We start from the raw sequence: 17,837 nt of genomic DNA on the forward strand, positions 1-17,837 counted from the left end.
TACTCGACGGGTGAGTACCCTTCCCGAGATCCGCACCCTGCCCGTACCCGACGGCCTGGAGGGCGAGCGCGTCGACGCCGCCATCTCCCGGATGTTCGGCTTCTCCCGCACCAAGGCGGCCGAGCTGGCCGCTGCCGGGAAGGTGCAGGTCGACGGGTCGGTCGTCGGGAAGTCCGAGCGGGTGCACGGCGGCGCCTGGCTCGAGGTCGAGATGCCGCAGGCGCCCGCGCCCGTGCAGATCGTGGCCGAGCCCGTCGAGGGCATGGAGATCGTCCACGACGACGACGACATCGTGGTGATCGTCAAGCCGGTCGGCGTCGCCGCCCACCCGAGCCCCGGCTGGACGGGGACGACCGTGATCGGCGGCCTGGCCGCGGCCGGCTACCGGATCTCCACCTCCGGCGCCGCCGAGCGCCAGGGCATCGTCCACCGGCTCGACGTCGGCACCTCCGGGCTGATGGTGGTCGCCAAGTCGGAGCGCGCGTACACCCTGCTGAAGCAGCAGTTCCGGGAGCGGACGGTCGACAAGCGCTACCACGCGCTGGTGCAGGGCCACCCCGATCCGCTCAGCGGCACCATCGACGCACCCATCGGCCGGCACCCGAACCTCGACTACAAGTGGGCCGTCACGGCCGAGGGCAAGCCCTCCGTCACCCACTACGACCTCATCGAGGCGTTCCGGGCGGCCTCGCTGCTCGACATCAAGCTGGAGACCGGCCGCACCCACCAGATCCGGGTGCACATGGCCGCCCACCGGCACCCCTGCGTGGGCGACCTCACCTACGGCGCCGACCCCACGATGGCCAAGCGGCTCGGGCTGACGCGGCAGTGGCTGCACGCCGTGCGCCTCGGCTTCGAGCACCCCGCCGACGGGCAGTGGGTCGAGTTCGCCAGCGACTACCCCGACGACCTCCAGCAGGCGCTGGAGAAGATCGCGGCGGAGAGCGCGTGAGCGGCTGGAGCCTTCGGGTGGCGGACGGCCCGGCCGACCGTGAGGCGTGCTTCGCGGTCCGCAAGGAGGTCTTCGTCGCGGAGCAGCGGGTGCCCGAGGAGATCGAGTACGACGCCCTCGACGCCGAGGACACCGGCACCGTGCACGTCCTCGCCGTCCGCGACGACGGGGTGCCGCTGGGCACCGGCCGGCTGCTGCACGGACCGGCGGCCGCGGACCGCACCGGCGGCGACCTCGCCGTCGGCTCGCTCGGCCGTCTCGCGGTGACCCGGGACGCCCGCGGTCTGGGCATCGGGGTGGCCCTGGTCGGCGCGATCGAGGACGCGGCCCGCGAGCGCGGGCTCCGTGCCGTCGACCTGCACGCGCAGTCGCACGCGCTGGGCTTCTACGAGCGCCTCGGGTACGTGGCGTACGGCGAGGAGTACCAGGACGCGGGCATCCCGCACCGCTCGATGCGGCGCGCGCTCGACGACTGAGCCGGGCCCGGGGCCGCGGGCGCCGCGGGTGATCCGCGGGGCGCCTCCTTGCGTGCACCGCCGCGGGTGACCTGTGCGGCGCCTCTTGCGCGCACCGCCGCGGGTGACCTGCGGGGCTCCGCCGCCGGGGCGCGGTGGCGTCGCGCCGGGTTCGGGCGGGCCCCGTGGCAGGGTTGGGACCTCGATCGCCGAGGTTCCGAGCCGCCGGAGGACGCACCGTGGACCAACTGGCGCTGCTGTTCGCGCTGTTGTTCGGGGCGGTGGTGACCGTACCGCTGGGCCGCCGGCTGGGGCTGCCGCCACCGGTGCTGATGACGCTCGGCGGCATCGTGCTGGCCTTCCTCCCGTTCGTGCCGAACATCGAGGTGCCGCCCGATCTGATCCTGCCGCTGCTGCTGCCTCCGCTGCTCTACGCCGCCGTCCAGCGGACGTCCTGGCGGCAGTTCGCCGCCAACGCCCGGCCGATCCTGCTGCTCGCCGTCGCCCTGGTCTTCGTGACCACCGCCGCGGTCGCCGCCGCCGCCCACGCCGTGGTGCCCGGGCTCCCGGTGGCCGCCGCCGTCGCGCTCGGCGCGCTCGTGGCACCGCCCGACCCGGTCGCCGCCACGGCGGTCGCGGGATCGCTCGGGCTGCCCCGGCGGCTGGTGTCGATCATGGAGGGCGAGGGGCTGTTCAACGACGTCACCGCCATCGTGCTCTACCACGTGGCGATCGCGGCGGCCGTGAGCGGTGAGTTCTCCTTCGGGCGGGCCGCGGGCGAGCTGGTGCTGTCGGCGGTCGTCGCCGTCGCGGTCGGCCTCGCGCTCGGCTGGGTCTCCAACAAGGTGATGGGCCTGCTCGGCGACCCGACCCTGCAGACCGGCCTCACCGTGATGGTGCCGTTCGCCGCCTACGTGCTCGCCGAGGAACTCCTGGGCTCCGGCGTGCTGGCCGTGCTGACCTGCGCCCTCTACCTCGCCGAGCACACCGCCGACGCCGACGACGTGATGGGCCGGCTGGCCGGGAACACCTTCTGGGACATCCTGGACACCCTGATCACCGGGATCGCCTTCGGCCTCATCGGCCTCGAACTGCACAACGTGTTCGGCACCGCGGAGGGCCATCTCGGCGAACTGATCGGCTGGAGCGCCGTGGTGGTCGCCGTCGTCGTCGGCGTACGGCTGGCGTGGCTGCTGCCGGCGGCCTGGCTCGCCAAACGCCTGCACCGGAAGCGGGACTACGACGAGGACGTGCCGACGAGCTGGCGGGAGACCGTCGTGCTGTGGTGGGCGGGGATGCGGGGCGTCGCCTCCGTGGCGCTGGCCCTCGCCATCCCGCTCACGACGGAGGCGGGCGACGAGTTCCCCAAGCGCGGGGAGATCGTCTTCATCGCGTTCGCCGTGATCATGGTCACCCTGGTGTGCCAGGGCATCAGCCTGCCGTGGCTGGTGAAACGGCTCGGCGTGCGCGCCGACGCCGGGGCCGAGCGGGAGCTGGAGCGCAGCCTCGCGGTGCGTGCCGCGAAGGCGGCGAAGCACCGGCTGCGGGAGATCGAGGAGACGGAGGAGCTGCCCGAGGAGGCCAGCGAGCGGCTGCTGCGCGGCGCCTTCGACATCGGGGCGAGGATCAGCCCGGACATCGTCGACGACGAGCGCCGGGAGTGGTTCGCCAAGCGCGTCGAGCGGTTCGCGACCGTGCAGCGCATCCAGCGGGAGATGCTGTCGGCCGCCCGCCACGAGGTCCTCGCGGCGCGCAGCGAACCGGGCGTCGACCCGGAGGTCGTCGACCGGGTGCTGCACCACCTCGACGTCCGCAGCCTGCGCTGAGGCGCGGGACGGCCCGGACGCGCGCGAACGCCCCCGGGCCCCCGCCGGCGGCGTCAGCCGCGGCCGGTGCGGGGGGCCTCGCCGTTCGACGCGGCGGTGTCGGCGGACAGGTACTCCTCGGAGTTGTTGCTGTGCACCTCGGAGGGGCGGGGCGCCCCGACACGGCCCGCCGGGCGGCCCGCCGGCCGTTCGGCCGCCGGGGAGGTGATCACCCGCGGCAGCGCGTACGGATGCTTCTCGCAGAGCCAGGCGAGCAGTTGCTCGCGCACCGTGCAGCGGGCCGTCCAGATGTCGTCGGCGTCCTTCGCGGTGACCACGGCCCGCACCTCGATGGTGCTCGGGGTGGTGTCGGTGACCGCGAGGCTCCAGTCCCGGCGGTCCCACGCGGCGCAGTCCTCCAGGATCTCGCGCAGCTTCTCCCGCATCAGCGGCAGCGGCGCCGAGTGGTCCAGGTGGAAGTAGACGGTGCCGGTCATCTGGGCGCCGCCGCGCGACCAGTTCTCGAACGGCTTGCCCGTGAAGTACGACACGGGCATGGTGATCCGGCGCTCGTCCCAGGTGCGGACCGCCAGGAAGGTGAGGGTGACCTCCTCGACCACACCCCACTCGCCGTCGACGACGACGGTGTCCCCGATGCGGACCATGTCGCCGAAGGCGATCTGGAAGCCGGCGAAGAGGTTGCCCAGCGTCGACTGCGCCGCGACACCGGCGACGATGCCGATGATGCCCGCGGAGGCCAGCATCGAGGTGCCGATCTTCTCCATGCCGGGGAAGGTCAGCAGCATCGCCGCGACCGCCACCACGGCCACCACGGCCGTGACGATCCTCATGATGAGCGTCACCTGGGTGCGCACCCGGCGGACCCGGGCCGCGTCCCTGGTGGCGGAGGCGTAGCGGGCGTAGGTGGACTCCACGGCGGCGGAGGCGATGTGGACGATCAGCCAGGCGCTCGCCGCGATCAGCACCAGCGAGAGCACATGACCGATCCCCGCCCGGTAGTCCACGACGAGGGGGTGGCGGATCTCACCGTAGGAGGCGCGCAGCATCGCGCCGAGCAGGACCACCTGCAGGGGCAGCCGGCAGCGGCGCAGCAGACCCCACAGCGGTGTCTCCGGGTGGCGTGCGTCGGCGCGGCGCAGCACCAGATCGACGGCCCAGCCGACGCAGAGCGTCAGCAGCACCGAGCCGCCGAGGACGATCAGCGGGCGCAGTACGTTCTCCATGTCTCCCTGACTCCGTGACGGGAAGGCTCCTCGCACGCGGCGCCCCGGTGGGCGGCCCGCGCACGGCCGGAGCCGCGGTCGTGCCCGGGGCCCTGGCAGGATGGCCGGATGAACATCGTTCTCCTCCACTCCAGCTACGGGCTGCGGCCTGCGGTGCACGCCGCCGCCGACCGTTTGCGGGCCGCCGGGCACGAAGTGCGCGTGCCCGACCTGTACGACGGGCAAACGACCGACTCGGGCGACGAGGGCCGGGAGATCACGGAGCGGATCGGTCACGAGGAGCTGCTGCGCCGGGCGGTCGCGGCCGCCGCGCCGTACTCGGAGGACGGTCTCGTCTACGCCGGCTTCTCGCTCGGCGGCGCCATCGCGCAGAACCTCGCCCTCGGCGACGAGAAGGCCCGCGGCCTGCTCCTCCTGCACGGGACCTCGGACCTTCCGGAGGACGCCCACACGGACGGGCTGCCCGTCCAGCTCCATGTCGCCGACCCGGACCCGGCGGAGTCGGACGACTGGCTGAACACCTGGTACCTGGGGATGCAGCGGGCCGGCGCCGACGTGGAGATCCACCGGTACGCGGGCGCCGGGCACCTGTACACCGACCCGGGGCTGGACGACTGGGACGAGGCGGCGGCGGAGCGGACCTGGCGGATCGCCCTCGCCTTCCTCGACTCGCTGGACGAGGGCTGACGCACCCGGCCGCCGGAACGCCGCCGGGCACGGCGCCGCTGTGTGCGGCACCGTGCCCCGGGGTGGGATCAGCCCGCGCGGTACGCGGTCCAGTGGTCCTTCATGCGCTGCACCTGGCCGGAGGTGAACTGGTACATGCAGGCGTCGTAGGTGTCGTCCATGAAGTTGTGGATCGGGTCCGCGCCCGTCTTCGACGTGCAGGTGTCACGACCCGTCGGGCAGGCGTAGGCGGCACTCTTCTCGGCCGGGGTGTCGCTGACGTAGTCCCCGTTGCCATTGCAGCCGCCCTGGAACGTGTGGTGGAGCCCCATCCAGTGGCTGGCTTCGTGGGTTCCGGTGTCGCCCTCGTCGTCGTCGGCGGCGGAGCCGCCGGGCAGCCGGCCGTCACGCAGGGGCGCCGGGCGCCGGGCGGTGTGTCCGCATCGGTGCCGCGGAACACCCCGCCCGTCACCGGGGCGTGATCATGCGTCAACAGCTCGAGGGCTGGCCGAGAATCGACGGTGCGGGTGGCCTAGCGCACCGGCTGGTTCACCCGCTCGACCTTCTGGGTGCCGCTCAGCGTGCGGTACGAGCGGGTCCAGGCGGCCGTCGCGTCCCGCCTCGTCTTGTCGGACACGGTGTAGTAGTCCATCTGCGTGCGCTCGGACGTCACGTCGAGCACGCCGTAGCCGTGCCCGTCCATGTCCACCCACTTCACATGGCGGTTGGCCGCCCGCACCGCGGCCTGGGCCACCAGCGAGACCGTGCCCGGCGCGACGTTCAGCACGTCGTCGAGGTTGTCCGAGGTCACCGAGGTGACCACGAACTCGGTCGCGGCGGAACGCGACAGGGGGTAGGTGGCGGCCTGCACCGGGACGTCGTTCGCCCAGGCCATGTGGATGTCCCCGGTGAGGAAGACGGTGTTGCGGACGGCGTGCGCGGTGAGGTGCGCGAGCAGCTCCCGGCGGTCGTCGGTGTAGCCGTCCCACTGGTCCACGTTGACGGCCAGGCCCTCCTTGGGCAGACCGAGCAACTCCACCAGGGGCCCCAGCAGATGGGCCGGCAGCGACCCGAAGGCGACCGGCGAGATCATCACCGAGGTGCCCACCAGGCGCCAGGCCGTGTCCGAGCCGGCGAGGCCCGCCTTCAGCCAGTCGAGCTGGGCCCGGCCGGTGATGGTGCGCTCCGGGTCGTCGGCGTCGCCGTCGCCTATGCTGGTCTGCTGGGAGCGGAAGGTGCGCAGGTCCAGCAGGTGCAGATCGGCCAGCCTGCCGAAGCGCAGCCTGCGGTAGACGGTGCCCTCGGTGGAGGCGCGGACCGGCATCCACTCGAAGTACGCCTGCCGGGCCGCCGCGGCGCGGGCCGCCCAGTCGCCCTCCGTGCCCGGCGTGTGGTTCTCCGCGCCGCCCGCCCAGGCGTCGTTCGCGATCTCGTGGTCGTCCCAGATCGCGATGACCGGATGGGCGGCGTGCAGCGCCTGGAGGTCGGGGTCGGTCTTGTAGGTGGCGTGCCGGGTGCGGTAGTCGGCGAGCGTGACGATCTCGTGCCGCGGCTCGTGCGCGCGGACGCCGCCGCCGGACGGGTAGCCGCCGGCCGCGTACTCGTAGATGTAGTCGCCGAGGTGCAGGACCGCGTCCAGGTCTGCCCGCGCGGCGAGGTGCCGGTACGCGGAGAAGAAGCCGGCCTCCCAGTTGGCGCAGGACACCACGCCGAAGCGGATGCCCGGGGCAGCCGCGTCGGCCGCCGGGGCGGTCCGGGTGCGCCCGGCGGGGGAGACGGCGCCGCCCGCGGAGAAGCGGAAGTGGTAGACGGTCGCGGGGCGCAGCCCGCGGACGTCGGCCTTGACGGTGTGGTCGCCCGCGGCGCGGGCGGTCACGTCACCCCGGGCGACGACCCGGGTGAAGTCCTTGTCCTCGGCCACCTCCCACCGCACCGGGGTGTCCGCGCCCCGGCCGGAGCCCGGGAGGGCGTCGGGGCCGGGGGTGACCCTGGTCCACAGCAGGACGCCGTCGGGCAGCGGGTCGCCCGATGCGACGCCGTGGAGGAAGGCGGGGGCCAGGTCCGCGGCGGTGGCCGGGACGGCGTGGGCCAGCGCGACGGGCGCGGCGGCAGCGGTGGCGGCGACGGCCTTGACGACCGTGCGGCGACGGGGAGTTGAGGAAAATCGACTGGTCACGGCCGATCAGACTACTGATCGGTAGGTCGAATGGGCGGGCGAACGGAAAAAGTTCGCCCGCCCATCGCGCGGGGTCGTCCGGACGTTCGCCCGCCGGTCCCCCGGCGGGCGGCCGGCCCGGGGAGGTCAGCCGGCCAGCGCCTTGTCCATCGCGGCGTCGAACTGCTCGGCCGTCATGGGCGCCGTGTCGCTGCCCTCGGCGGTCACCTTCTTGCCGTCCATCATCAGCGTGGGGGTGCCGCCCACGCCGCTGGCGTCGAACTTCCCGGACATCTTCATCGCCCAGGCGTCGAAGGTGCCCGCCTCCACGTTCTTGCGGAACTCGGCGTTGCCCTTCAGCGCGGGCACCGTGTCCGCGACCTCCAGCAGGTAGGAGTCCTTGGCGAAGGAGTCCTCGTTCTCCTCGGGGTGCCACTTCTCCGAGTACAGGGCCGTCTTGTACGCGGTGAACGCCTCGGGGCTCACGTCCAGCGCGGCGCCCAGGGCGCTCAGCGCGTTCTTGGAGCCCTCGCCGCCGGCGGCGTCGTCGATGAACGTGGCGCCGATGTAGGCGACCTTGTACGAGCCGTCCTCGACGCCCTTGTCCACGGACGCGCCGACCTCCTGCTCGAACACGGCGCAGACCGGGCAGCGGGAGTCCTCGTACAGCTCCAGGGTCTTCTTCGCGTCCGCCTTGCCGATCACGACCGTCGTGCCGTTCTCGCCCGAGGTGTTCTTCGGCGCGGTGATGTTCTTCGCGTCCGCCGCGGTCTCCCAGTGGGAGGGCTTGTTGGCCTGCATGATGCCGTAGCCGACGCCGCCCGCGAGGGCGAGGACCAGGACGCCGCTGCCGGCGACGATCAGCTGCCGGCGGGTCCGCTCCTTCTTGGCCTGGCGCTCGCGCTCCTCGCGCAGCCGCTCGCGGGCGGCAGCCTTGTTGGCCTGGTTGTTGCGCTTGCTCATGATCGATCACTCCGTACGGGGACGTGGGAAACTGCGGAAGGACTGGCTCCGGAAGGTGGCGCGCGCTTACGCGCAGAGCGCCACCGGACGCGGAGGTCCCCTCCGTCCCACGGAGTGCACCAGCGGCCGGGCGCGGGCCGGGCGCGGTGCGCGGTGCCCGGCACGGCCCGCGGGCCGGGCGGCGGGAGCGCCGCCGCACACGGCGGCGACGGCCAGCAGCAGCGGCCGGAAGGCGAGGGCGCCCGCGGCCCGCAGCAGGGCCGCCAGCGCCGCCTCGCCCCGCCGCAGCCAGGCGGCGGCGAACAGACCCACCCCGATGTGCGCGGCCAGCAGCACCAGCGGCACCGACGGGTCGGGGGAGGCGAGCAGCGCGGCGGGCCCGGCGGCGCCCGCCGGCTCGGCGACGCCCGGCAGCGCCGAGCCGAGGCTCCCGCCGCAGAGCACGTCGAGACCGAAGGTGCGCAGCGATCCGGCGACCGGGCCGCCGGTGGCGCCGTAACAGGTGTGCTGGCCGAAGGTGAAGACGGTGTCCGCCGCCAGTTCGAGCGGCACCAGCAGGGCCGCTATCCGCCAGAAGCCGCGCTCCCGGCCCGACAGGGCGTAGGCGGTGCCGAAGACGGCGGCGGCGAGCAGCGCCACGGTCGACAGCGGCAGCGGCGCCTGGGACAGCAGCACGTGGGACGCGGCGGACAGGGTCACGACCAGTGCCGTGAAGACCGCTGCCCGCAGCGTCCTGAGCTGCGTTCCCGATATGTCCATCGCCGGTGAGTGTGCCATGCCTTCCTGTAAGGACTCCTTAAACGGATGCCGCGGGGGACCTCGTCAGACCGCCCCGGACGCGCCCCGCAGCCCCGGGATCCTGCCGTTGCGGAAGAGGTCCACGAAGATCTGGTGGTCGCGGCGGGCCCGGGCGCCGTACTCGTGGGCGAAGCCCGTCAGCAGCTCGCCGAAGCCCTCCTCGTCGGCCGCGATCGCCGCGTCGATGGCCCGCTCGGTCGAGAACGGCACCAGCGAGTGGCCGCTCTCGTCGTCCGCCGCCGCGTGCATGGTGGCCGTCGCCCGGCCGAGGTCCGCGACGACCGCCGCGATCTGGGCCGGGTCGTCGAGGTCCGACCAGTCGAGGTCCACCGCGTACGGCGAGACCTCGGCGACGAGCTGGCCGGCGCCGTCCAGCTCCGTCCAGCCGAGCCACGGGTCGGCGTGGTCCTGGAGGGCGCGCTGGGAGATCACCGTGCGGTGGCCCTCGTGCCGGAAGTAGCCGCGGATCGCCTGATCGGTGATGTGCCGGGAGACCGCCGGGGTCTGCGCCTGCTTCATGTAGATCACGACGTCGTTCTCCAGGGCGTCGCTGTTGCCCTCCAGGAGGATGTTGTACGAGGGGAGCCCGGCGGAGCCGATGCCGATGCCCCGCCGGCCCACCACGTCCTTCACCCGGTACGAGTCGGGCCGGGTGAGGCTCGACTCCGGCAGCGTCTCCAGATAGCCGTCGAACGCCGCGAGCACCTTGTAGCGCATGGCGGCGTCCAGCTCGACCGCCCCGCCGCCCGCCGCGAAGCGGCGCTCGTAGTCGCGGATCTCGGTCATCGAGTCCAGCAGCGAGAACCTGGTCAGCGAGCGGGCCGTGCGCAGCGCCCCGAGCAGCGGCCCCTCGGCGGTGTCCAGCGTGAACGGCGGCAGCTCGTCCGTCTTGGCGCCCGCCGCCAGGGCGTGGATGCGCTCGCGGTAGGCCGCGGCGAAGATCCGCACCAGGTCCGTGATCTGGTCGTCGCCGAGCGCCTTGGTGTAGCCGATCAGGGCGAGCGAGGCGGCGAGCCGCTTCAGGTCCCAGGTGAAGGGGCCGACGTACGCCTCGTCGAAGTCGTTGACGTTGAAGATCAGCCGGCCGTTGGCGTCCATGTAGGTGCCGAAGTTCTCGGCGTGGAGATCGCCGTGGATCCACACCCGGCCGGTGCGCTCGTCCAGGAACGGGCCGCCGTGCCGCTCGGCCTCCAGGTCGCTGTAGAACAGGCAGGCCGTGCCCCGGTAGAAGGCGAAGGCGGAGGCGGCCATCTTGCGGAACTTGACCCGGAAGGCGGCCGGGTCGGCGGCCAGGAGCTCGCCGAAGGCGGTGTCGAACACGGCGAGGATCTCCTCGCCGCGCTGCTCGGCGGTGGGCTGCGGGACCGGCATCGCGGGGTGCCTCCTGGTGCATGGCGTACGGGACAGCGTTTCCGTCCGGTACCAACGCGCGGCGGCGCGCGGGAGTGCCCGCCCGGGGCGCGCCGGAGGGCCGGTGGTTCCCCCTCGGGCTGTCCGCCGGGCGTCGTAGACTTCCAGGCTGACCCCCCAGACCGCCTTCGGGCCGTCGACCGTCGTTCTCTCGGAGGCGCACCGCCGTGACCAAGCCGCCCTTCACGCACCTGCACGTCCACACCCAGTACTCGCTGCTGGACGGTGCCGCGCGGCTGGGGGACATGTTCAAGGCGTGCAACGAGATGGGCATGACGCACATCGCCATGTCCGACCACGGCAACCTCCACGGCGCCTACGACTTCTTCCACTCCGCGAAGAAGGCCGGGGTCACCCCGATCATCGGCATCGAGGCGTACGTCGCCCCCGAGTCCCGGCGCAACAAGCGCAAGATCCAGTGGGGCCAGCCGCACCAGAAGCGCGACGACGTCTCCGGCTCCGGCGGCTACACCCACAAGACCATCTGGGCGGCGAACGCCACGGGTCTGCACAACCTCTTCCGGCTCTCCTCCGACGCCTACGCCGAGGGCTGGCTCCAGAAGTGGCCGCGGATGGACAAGGAGACCATCGCCCAGTGGTCCGAGGGGCTGATCGCCTCCACCGGCTGCCCCTCCGGCGAGCTCCAGACCCGGCTGCGGCTCGGCCAGTTCGACGAGGCGCTGAAGTCGGCCTCCGAGTACCAGGACATCTTCGGCAAGGACCGGTACTTCCTGGAGCTGATGGACCACGGCATCGAGATCGAGCGCCGGGTCCGCGACGGGCTCCTGGAGATCGGCAAGAAGCTCGGCATCCCCCCGCTGGTCACCAACGACTCGCACTACACCTACGCGCACGAGGCCACCGCCCACGACGCGCTGCTGTGCATCCAGACCGGCAAGAACCTCTCCGACCCGGACCGCTTCCGCTTCGACGGCACCGGCTACTACCTCAAGTCGACCGACGAGATGTACGCCATCGACTCCTCGGACGCCTGGCAGGAGGGCTGCGCGAACACCCTGCTGGTCGCCCAGCAGGTCGACACCGAGGGCATGTTCGTCGAGCGCAACCTGATGCCGAAGTTCGACATCCCCGAGGGCCACACCGAGGTGAGCTGGTTCCGCGAGGAGACCATGCGCGGCATGCACCGCCGCTACCCGGACGGCATCCCGGACGACCGGATGAAGCAGGCCGAGTACGAGATGGACACCATCATCTCGATGGGCTTCCCGGGGTACTTCCTCGTCGTCGCCGACTTCATCATGTGGGCCAAGAACCAGGGCATCGCCGTCGGCCCCGGCCGCGGCTCCGCGGCCGGTTCGATCGTCGCCTACGCCATGGGCATCACCGACCTCGACCCGCTCACCCACGGTCTGATCTTCGAGCGGTTCCTCAACCCCGAGCGCATCTCCATGCCCGACGTCGACATCGACTTCGACGAGCGCAGGCGCGTCGAGGTGATCCGTTACGTCACCGAGAAGTACGGCGCCGACAAGGTCGCCATGATCGGCACCTACGGCAAGATCAAGGCGAAGAACGCCATCAAGGACTCGGCCCGGGTGCTCGGCTACCCGTACGCCATGGGCGACCGCCTCACCAAGGCGATGCCCGCGGACGTCCTCGGCAAGGGCATCGACCTCAACGGCATCACCGACCCCTCGCACCCGCGCTACAGCGAGGCCGGCGAGATCCGCGGGATGTACGAGAACGAGCCCGACGTGAAGAAGGTCATCGACACCGCCAAGGGCGTCGAGGGCCTGGTCCGGCAGATGGGCGTGCACGCCGCCGGCGTGATCATGTCCAGCGAGACCATCACCGAGCACGTCCCCGTCTGGGTGCGGCACACCGACGGCGTCACCATCACGCAGTGGGACTACCCGCAGTGCGAGTCGCTCGGCTTGCTGAAGATGGACTTCCTCGGCCTGCGCAACCTCACGATCATGGACGACGCCATCAAGATGGTGAAGTCCAACAAGGGCATCGACCTGGAGATGCTCGCCCTGCCGCTGGACGACCCCAAGACCTTCGAGCTCCTCCAGCGCGGCGACACCCTCGGCGTCTTCCAGTTCGACGGCGGGCCCATGCGGTCCCTGCTCCGCCTGATGAAGCCCGACAACTTCGAAGACATCTCCGCCGTGTCCGCGCTGTACCGCCCGGGCCCGATGGGCATGAACTCGCACACCAACTACGCCCTGCGCAAGAACAAGCAGCAGGAGATCACCCCGATCCACCCGGATCTGGAGAAGCCGCTCGAAGAGGTCCTCGCGGTCACCTACGGCCTGATCGTCTACCAGGAGCAGGTCCAGAAGGCCGCCCAGATCATCGCCGGGTACTCCCTCGGCGAGGCCGACATCCTCCGCCGGGTGATGGGCAAGAAGAAGCCCGAGGAGCTGGCGAAGAACTTCGTGCTCTTCCAGGCGGGCGCCCGGGACAAGGGCTACACCGACGAGGCCATCCAGGCCCTGTGGGACGTGCTGGTCCCGTTCGCCGGCTACGCCTTCAACAAGGCCCACTCCGCCGCGTACGGCCTGGTGTCCTACTGGACGGCCTACCTCAAGGCCAACCACCCCGCCGAGTACATGGCCGCGCTGCTCACCTCGGTCAAGGACGACAAGGACAAGTCGGCCGTCTATCTGAACGAGTGCCGCCGGATGGGCATCAAGGTCCTGCCGCCCAACGTCAACGAGTCCATGTCGAACTTCGCCGCCCAGGGCGACGACGTGATCCTCTTCGGCCTCACCGCCGTCCGCAACGTCGGCACGAACGTCGTCGAGTCGATCATCAAGTCGCGCAAGGCGAAGGGGAAGTACAGCTCCTTCCCGGACTTCCTCGACAAGGTCGAGGCCGTCGTCTGCAACAAGCGCACCGTCGAGTCCCTGATCAAGGCCGGCGCCTTCGACGAGATGGGCCACACCCGCAAGGGGCTCGTCGCCCACCACGAGCCGATGATCGACAACGTGGTGGCGGTCAAGCGCAAGGAGGCGGAGGGCCAGTTCGACCTCTTCGGCGGCATGGGCGAGGAGGAGTCCAGCGAGCCGGGCTTCGGCCTGGACGTGGAGTTCTCGGACATCGAGTGGGAGAAGTCCTACCTCCTGGCGCAGGAGCGGGAGATGCTCGGCCTCTACGTCTCCGACCACCCGCTCTTCGGCATCGAGCACGTGCTGTCCGACAAGACGGACGCCGCGATCTCCCAGCTCACCGGCGGGGAGCACGCGGACGGCGCGGTCGTCACCATCGGCGGCATCATCTCCGGGCTCCAGCGCAAGATGACCAAGCAGGGCAACGCCTGGGCCATCGCCACCGTCGAGGACCTCGCGGGCTCCATCGAGTGCATGTTCTTCCCGGCGACGTACCAGCTCGTCTCCACCCAGCTCGTCGAGGACACCGTGGTCTTCGTCAAGGGCCGCCTCGACAAGCGGGAGGACGTGCCCCGGCTGGTCGCCATGGAGCTGATGGTCCCCGACCTGTCGTCCGCCGGGACCAACGCCCCCGTGGTGGTGACCATCCCGACGGTCAAGGTCACCCCGCCCATGGTCACCCGCCTCGGCGAGATCCTCAGCCACCACAAGGGCAACACCGAGGTGCGGATCAAGCTCCAGGGCCCCCGCAAGACCACCGTGCTGCGCCTCGACCGGCACCGGGTGCAGCCCGATCCGGCCCTCTTCGGCGATCTCAAGGTGCTGTTGGGCCCGTCCTGCCTGGCCGGCTGACCACCGTCCGCGCGCGGCCCTGATCAGCAGAAGGGGCGCGCCCGTCGTCACGGGCGCGCCCCTTCTGCTGATCAGGCCTTCGGCCCGGCCTCAGTTGTGGCCGAAGCGCTTCTGCCGGCCCTTGTGCGCGATGTCCGAGGGCGTGACCTGCGACATGCGCTGCTCGGCCTGCGCCTCCATCGAGGACTTCTCGGCGTCCTGCCGGCCGCGCTCGGCCGGGGACGCCTTCTGACTGCGCTCGCGGTTCTTGTTCTTGGCCATGGTGGTGCCTCCTGTGAGGGTCTAGGGGCCAGGGCCGGGACCAGACTCACATATGCGTATTTACAGCGCATTTTGGATCATTGCGGACCGTAGTCGCCGAAGGTGAAGGTCATCGGGCCGGATCCGCCACGCCGATGATCGAGTTCCGGCCGTTAACCCACCCGTGGTCGGGCAGACTCGAGGGAAACCCGGAACAATCCCCGATCCGGACCTCCGCCGACCCCGCGCTCCCCGGAGCGCGGATGGACCGGGCGCCCACCGCCGAGGGCCCCGGAAGAGCACCTGACGAAGTCCCGAAAGAGGGTGGAACGCGTGGACCGCTGCGTCGTCCTGGTGGACGCCGGATATCTGCTGGGTGCCGCCGCGAGCCTTCTCGCGGGAGAACCGGCGCGCTCACGGATCACCGTCGACCACGCCTCCCTCATCCAGGGCCTGCGGGAACTCGCCGAGGCCGACACCGGCCGGCCCCTGCTGCGCATCTACTGGTTCGACGGGGCGCCCGACCGGGTGCCCCAGCCCGAACACCGCAGGCTGCGCGTGATGCCCCGGGTCACCGTCCGCCTCGGCGCACTGACCCGCAGCGACGGCCGCTGGGCCCAGAAGGGCGTCGACGCGGCCATGCACGCCGAGCTCACCGAACTGGCCAGAAATTGCGCCTGTTCCGACGTCGTTCTCGTCACCGGCGACGGAGACCTGCTCCCCGGGCTGATGTCCGCCAAGGAACACGGAGTCGCCGTCCACCTCTGGGCCGTCCAGGCCGCCGACGGCGACTACAACCAGTCCGAGGACCTGGTCGCCGAGGCCGACGAACGCCGGGTCCTCGACCGGATCTGGATCACCCGCGCCGTCCGCGCCAAGGACCTCAGCGGCGTCTGCGCGCCCCAGCCCGCCACCCGCCCCGACATCGCCGCCATCCTCTCCGCCCCGCTGCCCGAGTCGGCGCTCGCCTCGGCGGCCGGCCGGCGCGCCGAGGCCGCCGGGCGCAACGGCGCCGCGACCGCGCCCGCCGACGAGGACACCGAGAGCGCCCCGCCGCCCGCCGCCAAGGGCGTCCCCACACCCAAGGACCTCGCCTCGCTGCGCTCCCACGGCCCGCACCACGCGCCGCACCACCCGCCGAACGCCACCCTGCGCTGGTCCTCCGACCGGGGCTGGATCGAGCGGTCCGGCGGCGCCCTCGGCGAGCCGCCGGAGAGCGCGTCGCTGCCCACCCTCGCCCAGCTCACCAGCGCCGAGCAGCGTTGGGCGGACCGCGAGGAGGACATCACCACCGTCGGGGGCGACCCCTTCGAGGTGGGGCAGGTGTTCGCCCGGCGGTGGATGGAGCGGCTGCCGGAGAGCGGCCATGTGCAGAAGCTGTCCGCCATGTACCCGCGCATCCCGCACCGCATCGACGGGGAACTGCTGCGCTACGCCGCCCGGTTCGGCCTCCTCGCCCACAAGGACGACCAGATCGACGAGCACGACCGCTACGCGATCCGGGCGGGATTCTGGCGCGAGATCGACGTCTGCACGGCCGCCGAACACCCCGCCGCCGCGGACCAGCCGGGGCCCGAGGGCATCCGGGGCGGGCGGACCCCGTAGTCTCGTACCTCGTGAGTACGGTGTGTGTGGTGCGGGATCTGGTGAAGACGTACCCGGCCGCACGAGGACGAAGGGGTACGCCGGGGACACCCGAGGTGCGGGCCACCGACGGGATCAGCCTCGACGTCGGGCACGGCGAGATCTTCGGCCTGCTCGGACCCAACGGCGCGGGCAAGTCCACCCTGGTGCGTCAGCTCACCGGGCTGATGCGCCCCGACTCCGGCAGCGTGGAGCTCCTCGGCCACGACCTCGTACGCCACCCTGAACGCGCCGCACGGCTGATCGGCTACCTCGGGCAGGAGTCCACCGCCCTCGACGAGATGACCGTGGCCCTCGCCGCGGAGACGACCGGCCGGCTGCGCGGGCTGAGCGCACGGCAGGCCCGCGAGGAGCGGGACGGCGTCCTCGACGAGCTCGGCCTCGGCGACCTCGCCTCCCGTCCCGTCCGCAGGCTCTCCGGCGGCCAGCGTCGCCTCGCCTGCTTCGCCGCGGCCCTCGTCGGGCACCGGCCCGTGCTCGTCCTGGACGAGCCCACCACCGGGATGGACCCGGTCGCCCGGCGTGCCGTGTGGGCGGCCGTCGACCGGCGCCGCGAGGAGCACGGCGCGACCGTGCTGCTCGTCACCCACAACGTCATCGAGGCCGAGTCGGTGCTCGACCGGGTGGCCGTCCTCGACCGGGGCCGGGTCATCGCCTGCGACACCCCGGCCGGGCTGAAGGAACGTGTCGCCGGGGAGGTGCGCGTCGAGCTGGTGTGGCGCGAGGGCCCCCCGCTCGACGTGCCGGAGGTCGCCGCCCTGCGCGACGCCGCCCAGGAGTCCGGCCGGCGCTGGACCCTGCGGCTCGCTCCCGAGGAGGCCAGGGCGGCCGTCGCCGCCGTCACCGGGGGCGCCGCCTTCTCGGCGCTCGACGACTTCACCCTTGCCACCCCCAGCCTGGAGGACGTCTACTTGGCACTCGGCGGAAACGCGACGAAAGGGCTGGTCAAGGCGTGAGCACGGTGTCCGCTGAGTCCACCGGGACGACCACCGCACCCACGGGCACGCCCGGGCGGGCCGCCCCCGCGCCGCTGGCACCCGCCGCGCGGCTGCTGCCCGCCCTCGGGGCCGTCTACCGGGCGCAGCTCTCCCGGGCCAGGGTGGCCCGGATCCCGCTGCTGTTCGTCGCCACCTTCCAGTCCGTCGGGATCATGGTGCTGATGCGCGGGGTCGTCGACGGCGGCACGGAGGCGCGCGCCGTCGTCGCGGGCGCCAGCGTGCTCGTGGTCGCCTTCGTCGCGCTCAACCTGCTCGCCCAGTACTTCGGGCAGCTCCGGGCGCAGGGCGGCCTCGACCACTACGCCACCCTGCCCGTGCCGCCCGCAGCGGTCGTCCTCGGCGCGGCCGGCGCCTACGCCTCGTTCACCGTGCCCGGCACGATCGTGACCGCGGTGATCGGCTCGGTCCTCTTCGGGCTGCCGCTGACCCACCTGTGGATCCTCGTGGCCGTGATCCCCCTCGCCGGGGCCGCCCTCGCCGGACTCGGCGCGGCCCTCGGGCTGCTCGCGCCCCGCCAGGAACTCGCCACCCTGCTCGGCCAGCTCGGGATGTCCGCCGCGCTCCTCCTCGGCGTGCTCCCGGCCGAACGCATGCCCGAGCCCATCGTCTGGGCCCGCGACCTGCTGCCCTCGACCTATGGCGTCGAGGCCATGGCCCGGACCTTCGACGCCCACCCGGACTGGCCGGCCGTCGCCCTCGACCTGGCGGTCTGCGCCGGTGTCGGCGTGGTCTCGCTGGCCGTCGCGACCTGGGCCTACCGGCGGGCAGCGGTCCGGTGAGGCGTCGCCCCACCGGGCCTG

At 72.2% G+C, this 17,837-nt stretch carries 15 protein-coding genes and 1 pseudogene; 9 read left to right on the plus strand and 7 right to left on the minus strand.

The window, feature by feature from the left end; translation table 11 throughout:
• Positions 1-10: 10 nt before the first annotated feature.
• The 3 genes from JE024_RS25945 to JE024_RS25955 all read left to right on the plus strand — a co-directional run bounded on the left by JE024_RS25945 (position 11) and on the right by JE024_RS25955 (position 3,233).
• On the plus strand, positions 11-952 hold the full coding sequence (locus tag JE024_RS25945) for an RluA family pseudouridine synthase (protein WP_187740015.1): 942 nt from the start codon (positions 11-13) through the stop codon (positions 950-952).
• Positions 949-1,428: a GNAT family N-acetyltransferase gene (locus JE024_RS25950; RefSeq protein ID WP_205375897.1), complete on the plus strand. Its 480-nt coding sequence runs from the start codon at positions 949-951 to the stop codon at positions 1,426-1,428. Before JE024_RS25945 ends, JE024_RS25950 begins: the two co-directional genes overlap by 4 nt.
• A 218-nt stretch (positions 1,429-1,646) precedes the next feature.
• A complete protein-coding gene (locus tag JE024_RS25955; protein WP_205375898.1) occupies positions 1,647-3,233 on the plus strand; it encodes a Na+/H+ antiporter in 1,587 nt (528 codons plus the stop codon).
• A 53-nt stretch (positions 3,234-3,286) separates the two neighbouring features.
• Here JE024_RS25955 and JE024_RS25960 read toward each other — a convergent pair whose 3' ends face one another.
• Entirely contained in the window at positions 3,287-4,456 is a 1,170-nt protein-coding gene (locus JE024_RS25960; protein WP_205375899.1) for a mechanosensitive ion channel family protein, read from the minus strand.
• A 108-nt stretch (positions 4,457-4,564) separates the two neighbouring features.
• Here JE024_RS25960 and JE024_RS25965 point away from each other — a divergent pair, with 108 nt between their 5' ends.
• Positions 4,565-5,143, plus strand: a complete 579-nt coding sequence (locus JE024_RS25965; RefSeq protein ID WP_205375900.1) for a dienelactone hydrolase family protein — start codon at positions 4,565-4,567, stop codon at positions 5,141-5,143.
• A gap of 68 nt (positions 5,144-5,211) precedes the next feature.
• Here JE024_RS25965 and JE024_RS25970 read toward each other — a convergent pair.
• Positions 5,212-5,529 (minus strand): annotated as a pseudogene (locus JE024_RS25970) (M43 family zinc metalloprotease); the annotation flags it as partial.
• On the opposite strand from JE024_RS25970, the gene JE024_RS25975 reads away from it, so the two are divergent.
• Entirely contained in the window at positions 5,458-5,604 is a 147-nt protein-coding gene (locus JE024_RS25975; protein ID WP_205375901.1) for a hypothetical protein, read from the plus strand. The pseudogene JE024_RS25970 and the gene JE024_RS25975 sit on opposite strands and share 72 nt — an antisense overlap.
• 50 nt (positions 5,605-5,654) lie before the next feature.
• Here JE024_RS25975 and JE024_RS25980 read toward each other — a convergent pair whose 3' ends face one another.
• From JE024_RS25980 to JE024_RS25995, 4 genes are all read right to left on the minus strand, one after another.
• Complete coding sequence (locus JE024_RS25980; protein WP_205375902.1) at positions 5,655-7,298, minus strand: alkaline phosphatase D family protein; 1,644 nt, start codon at positions 7,296-7,298, stop codon at positions 5,655-5,657.
• A gap of 126 nt (positions 7,299-7,424) precedes the next feature.
• The gene (locus tag JE024_RS25985; protein WP_205375903.1) at positions 7,425-8,240 is read right to left on the minus strand and encodes a DsbA family protein; all 816 of its coding nucleotides are present in this window, start codon (positions 8,238-8,240) and stop codon (positions 7,425-7,427) included.
• Positions 8,241-8,306: 66 nt separating this feature from the next.
• A complete protein-coding gene (locus JE024_RS25990; RefSeq protein ID WP_205375904.1) occupies positions 8,307-8,999 on the minus strand; it encodes a hypothetical protein in 693 nt (230 codons plus the stop codon).
• 63 nt (positions 9,000-9,062) lie between these two features.
• Positions 9,063-10,409 carry a DUF2252 domain-containing protein gene (locus JE024_RS25995; RefSeq protein WP_205375905.1) on the minus strand — a complete coding sequence of 449 codons (1,347 nt, stop codon included), beginning with the start codon at positions 10,407-10,409 and terminating at the stop codon, positions 9,063-9,065.
• Between the two features lie 206 nt (positions 10,410-10,615).
• Between JE024_RS25995 and dnaE the strand changes: the two genes are divergently transcribed.
• Positions 10,616-14,155, plus strand: a complete 3,540-nt coding sequence (gene dnaE, locus JE024_RS26000) for a DNA polymerase III subunit alpha (protein ID WP_205375906.1) — start codon at positions 10,616-10,618, stop codon at positions 14,153-14,155.
• Between the two features lie 90 nt (positions 14,156-14,245).
• On the opposite strand, the gene JE024_RS26005 is transcribed toward dnaE, so the two are convergent.
• A complete protein-coding gene (locus JE024_RS26005) occupies positions 14,246-14,416 on the minus strand; it encodes a hypothetical protein (RefSeq protein ID WP_205375907.1) in 171 nt (56 codons plus the stop codon).
• A gap of 312 nt (positions 14,417-14,728) precedes the next feature.
• On the opposite strand from JE024_RS26005, the gene JE024_RS26010 reads away from it, so the two are divergent.
• Genes JE024_RS26010 through JE024_RS26020 form a run of 3 tightly spaced genes read left to right on the plus strand, consistent with a single transcriptional unit; the run spans position 14,729 to position 17,816 of the window.
• Positions 14,729-16,000, plus strand: a complete 1,272-nt coding sequence (locus tag JE024_RS26010) for an NYN domain-containing protein (RefSeq protein WP_372449840.1) — start codon at positions 14,729-14,731, stop codon at positions 15,998-16,000.
• Between the two features lie 11 nt (positions 16,001-16,011).
• On the plus strand, positions 16,012-16,995 hold the full coding sequence (locus JE024_RS26015) for an ABC transporter ATP-binding protein (RefSeq protein WP_244883075.1): 984 nt from the start codon (positions 16,012-16,014) through the stop codon (positions 16,993-16,995).
• Positions 16,992-17,816, plus strand: a complete 825-nt coding sequence (locus JE024_RS26020; RefSeq protein WP_205375909.1) for an ABC transporter permease — start codon at positions 16,992-16,994, stop codon at positions 17,814-17,816. The genes JE024_RS26015 and JE024_RS26020 overlap by 4 nt, the downstream gene beginning before the upstream one ends.
• Positions 17,817-17,837: the final 21 nt, after the last annotated feature.

This window comes from Streptomyces zhihengii, assembly GCF_016919245.1.
In the GTDB taxonomy this organism is placed as follows: Bacteria; Actinomycetota; Actinomycetes; order Streptomycetales; family Streptomycetaceae; genus Streptomyces; species Streptomyces zhihengii.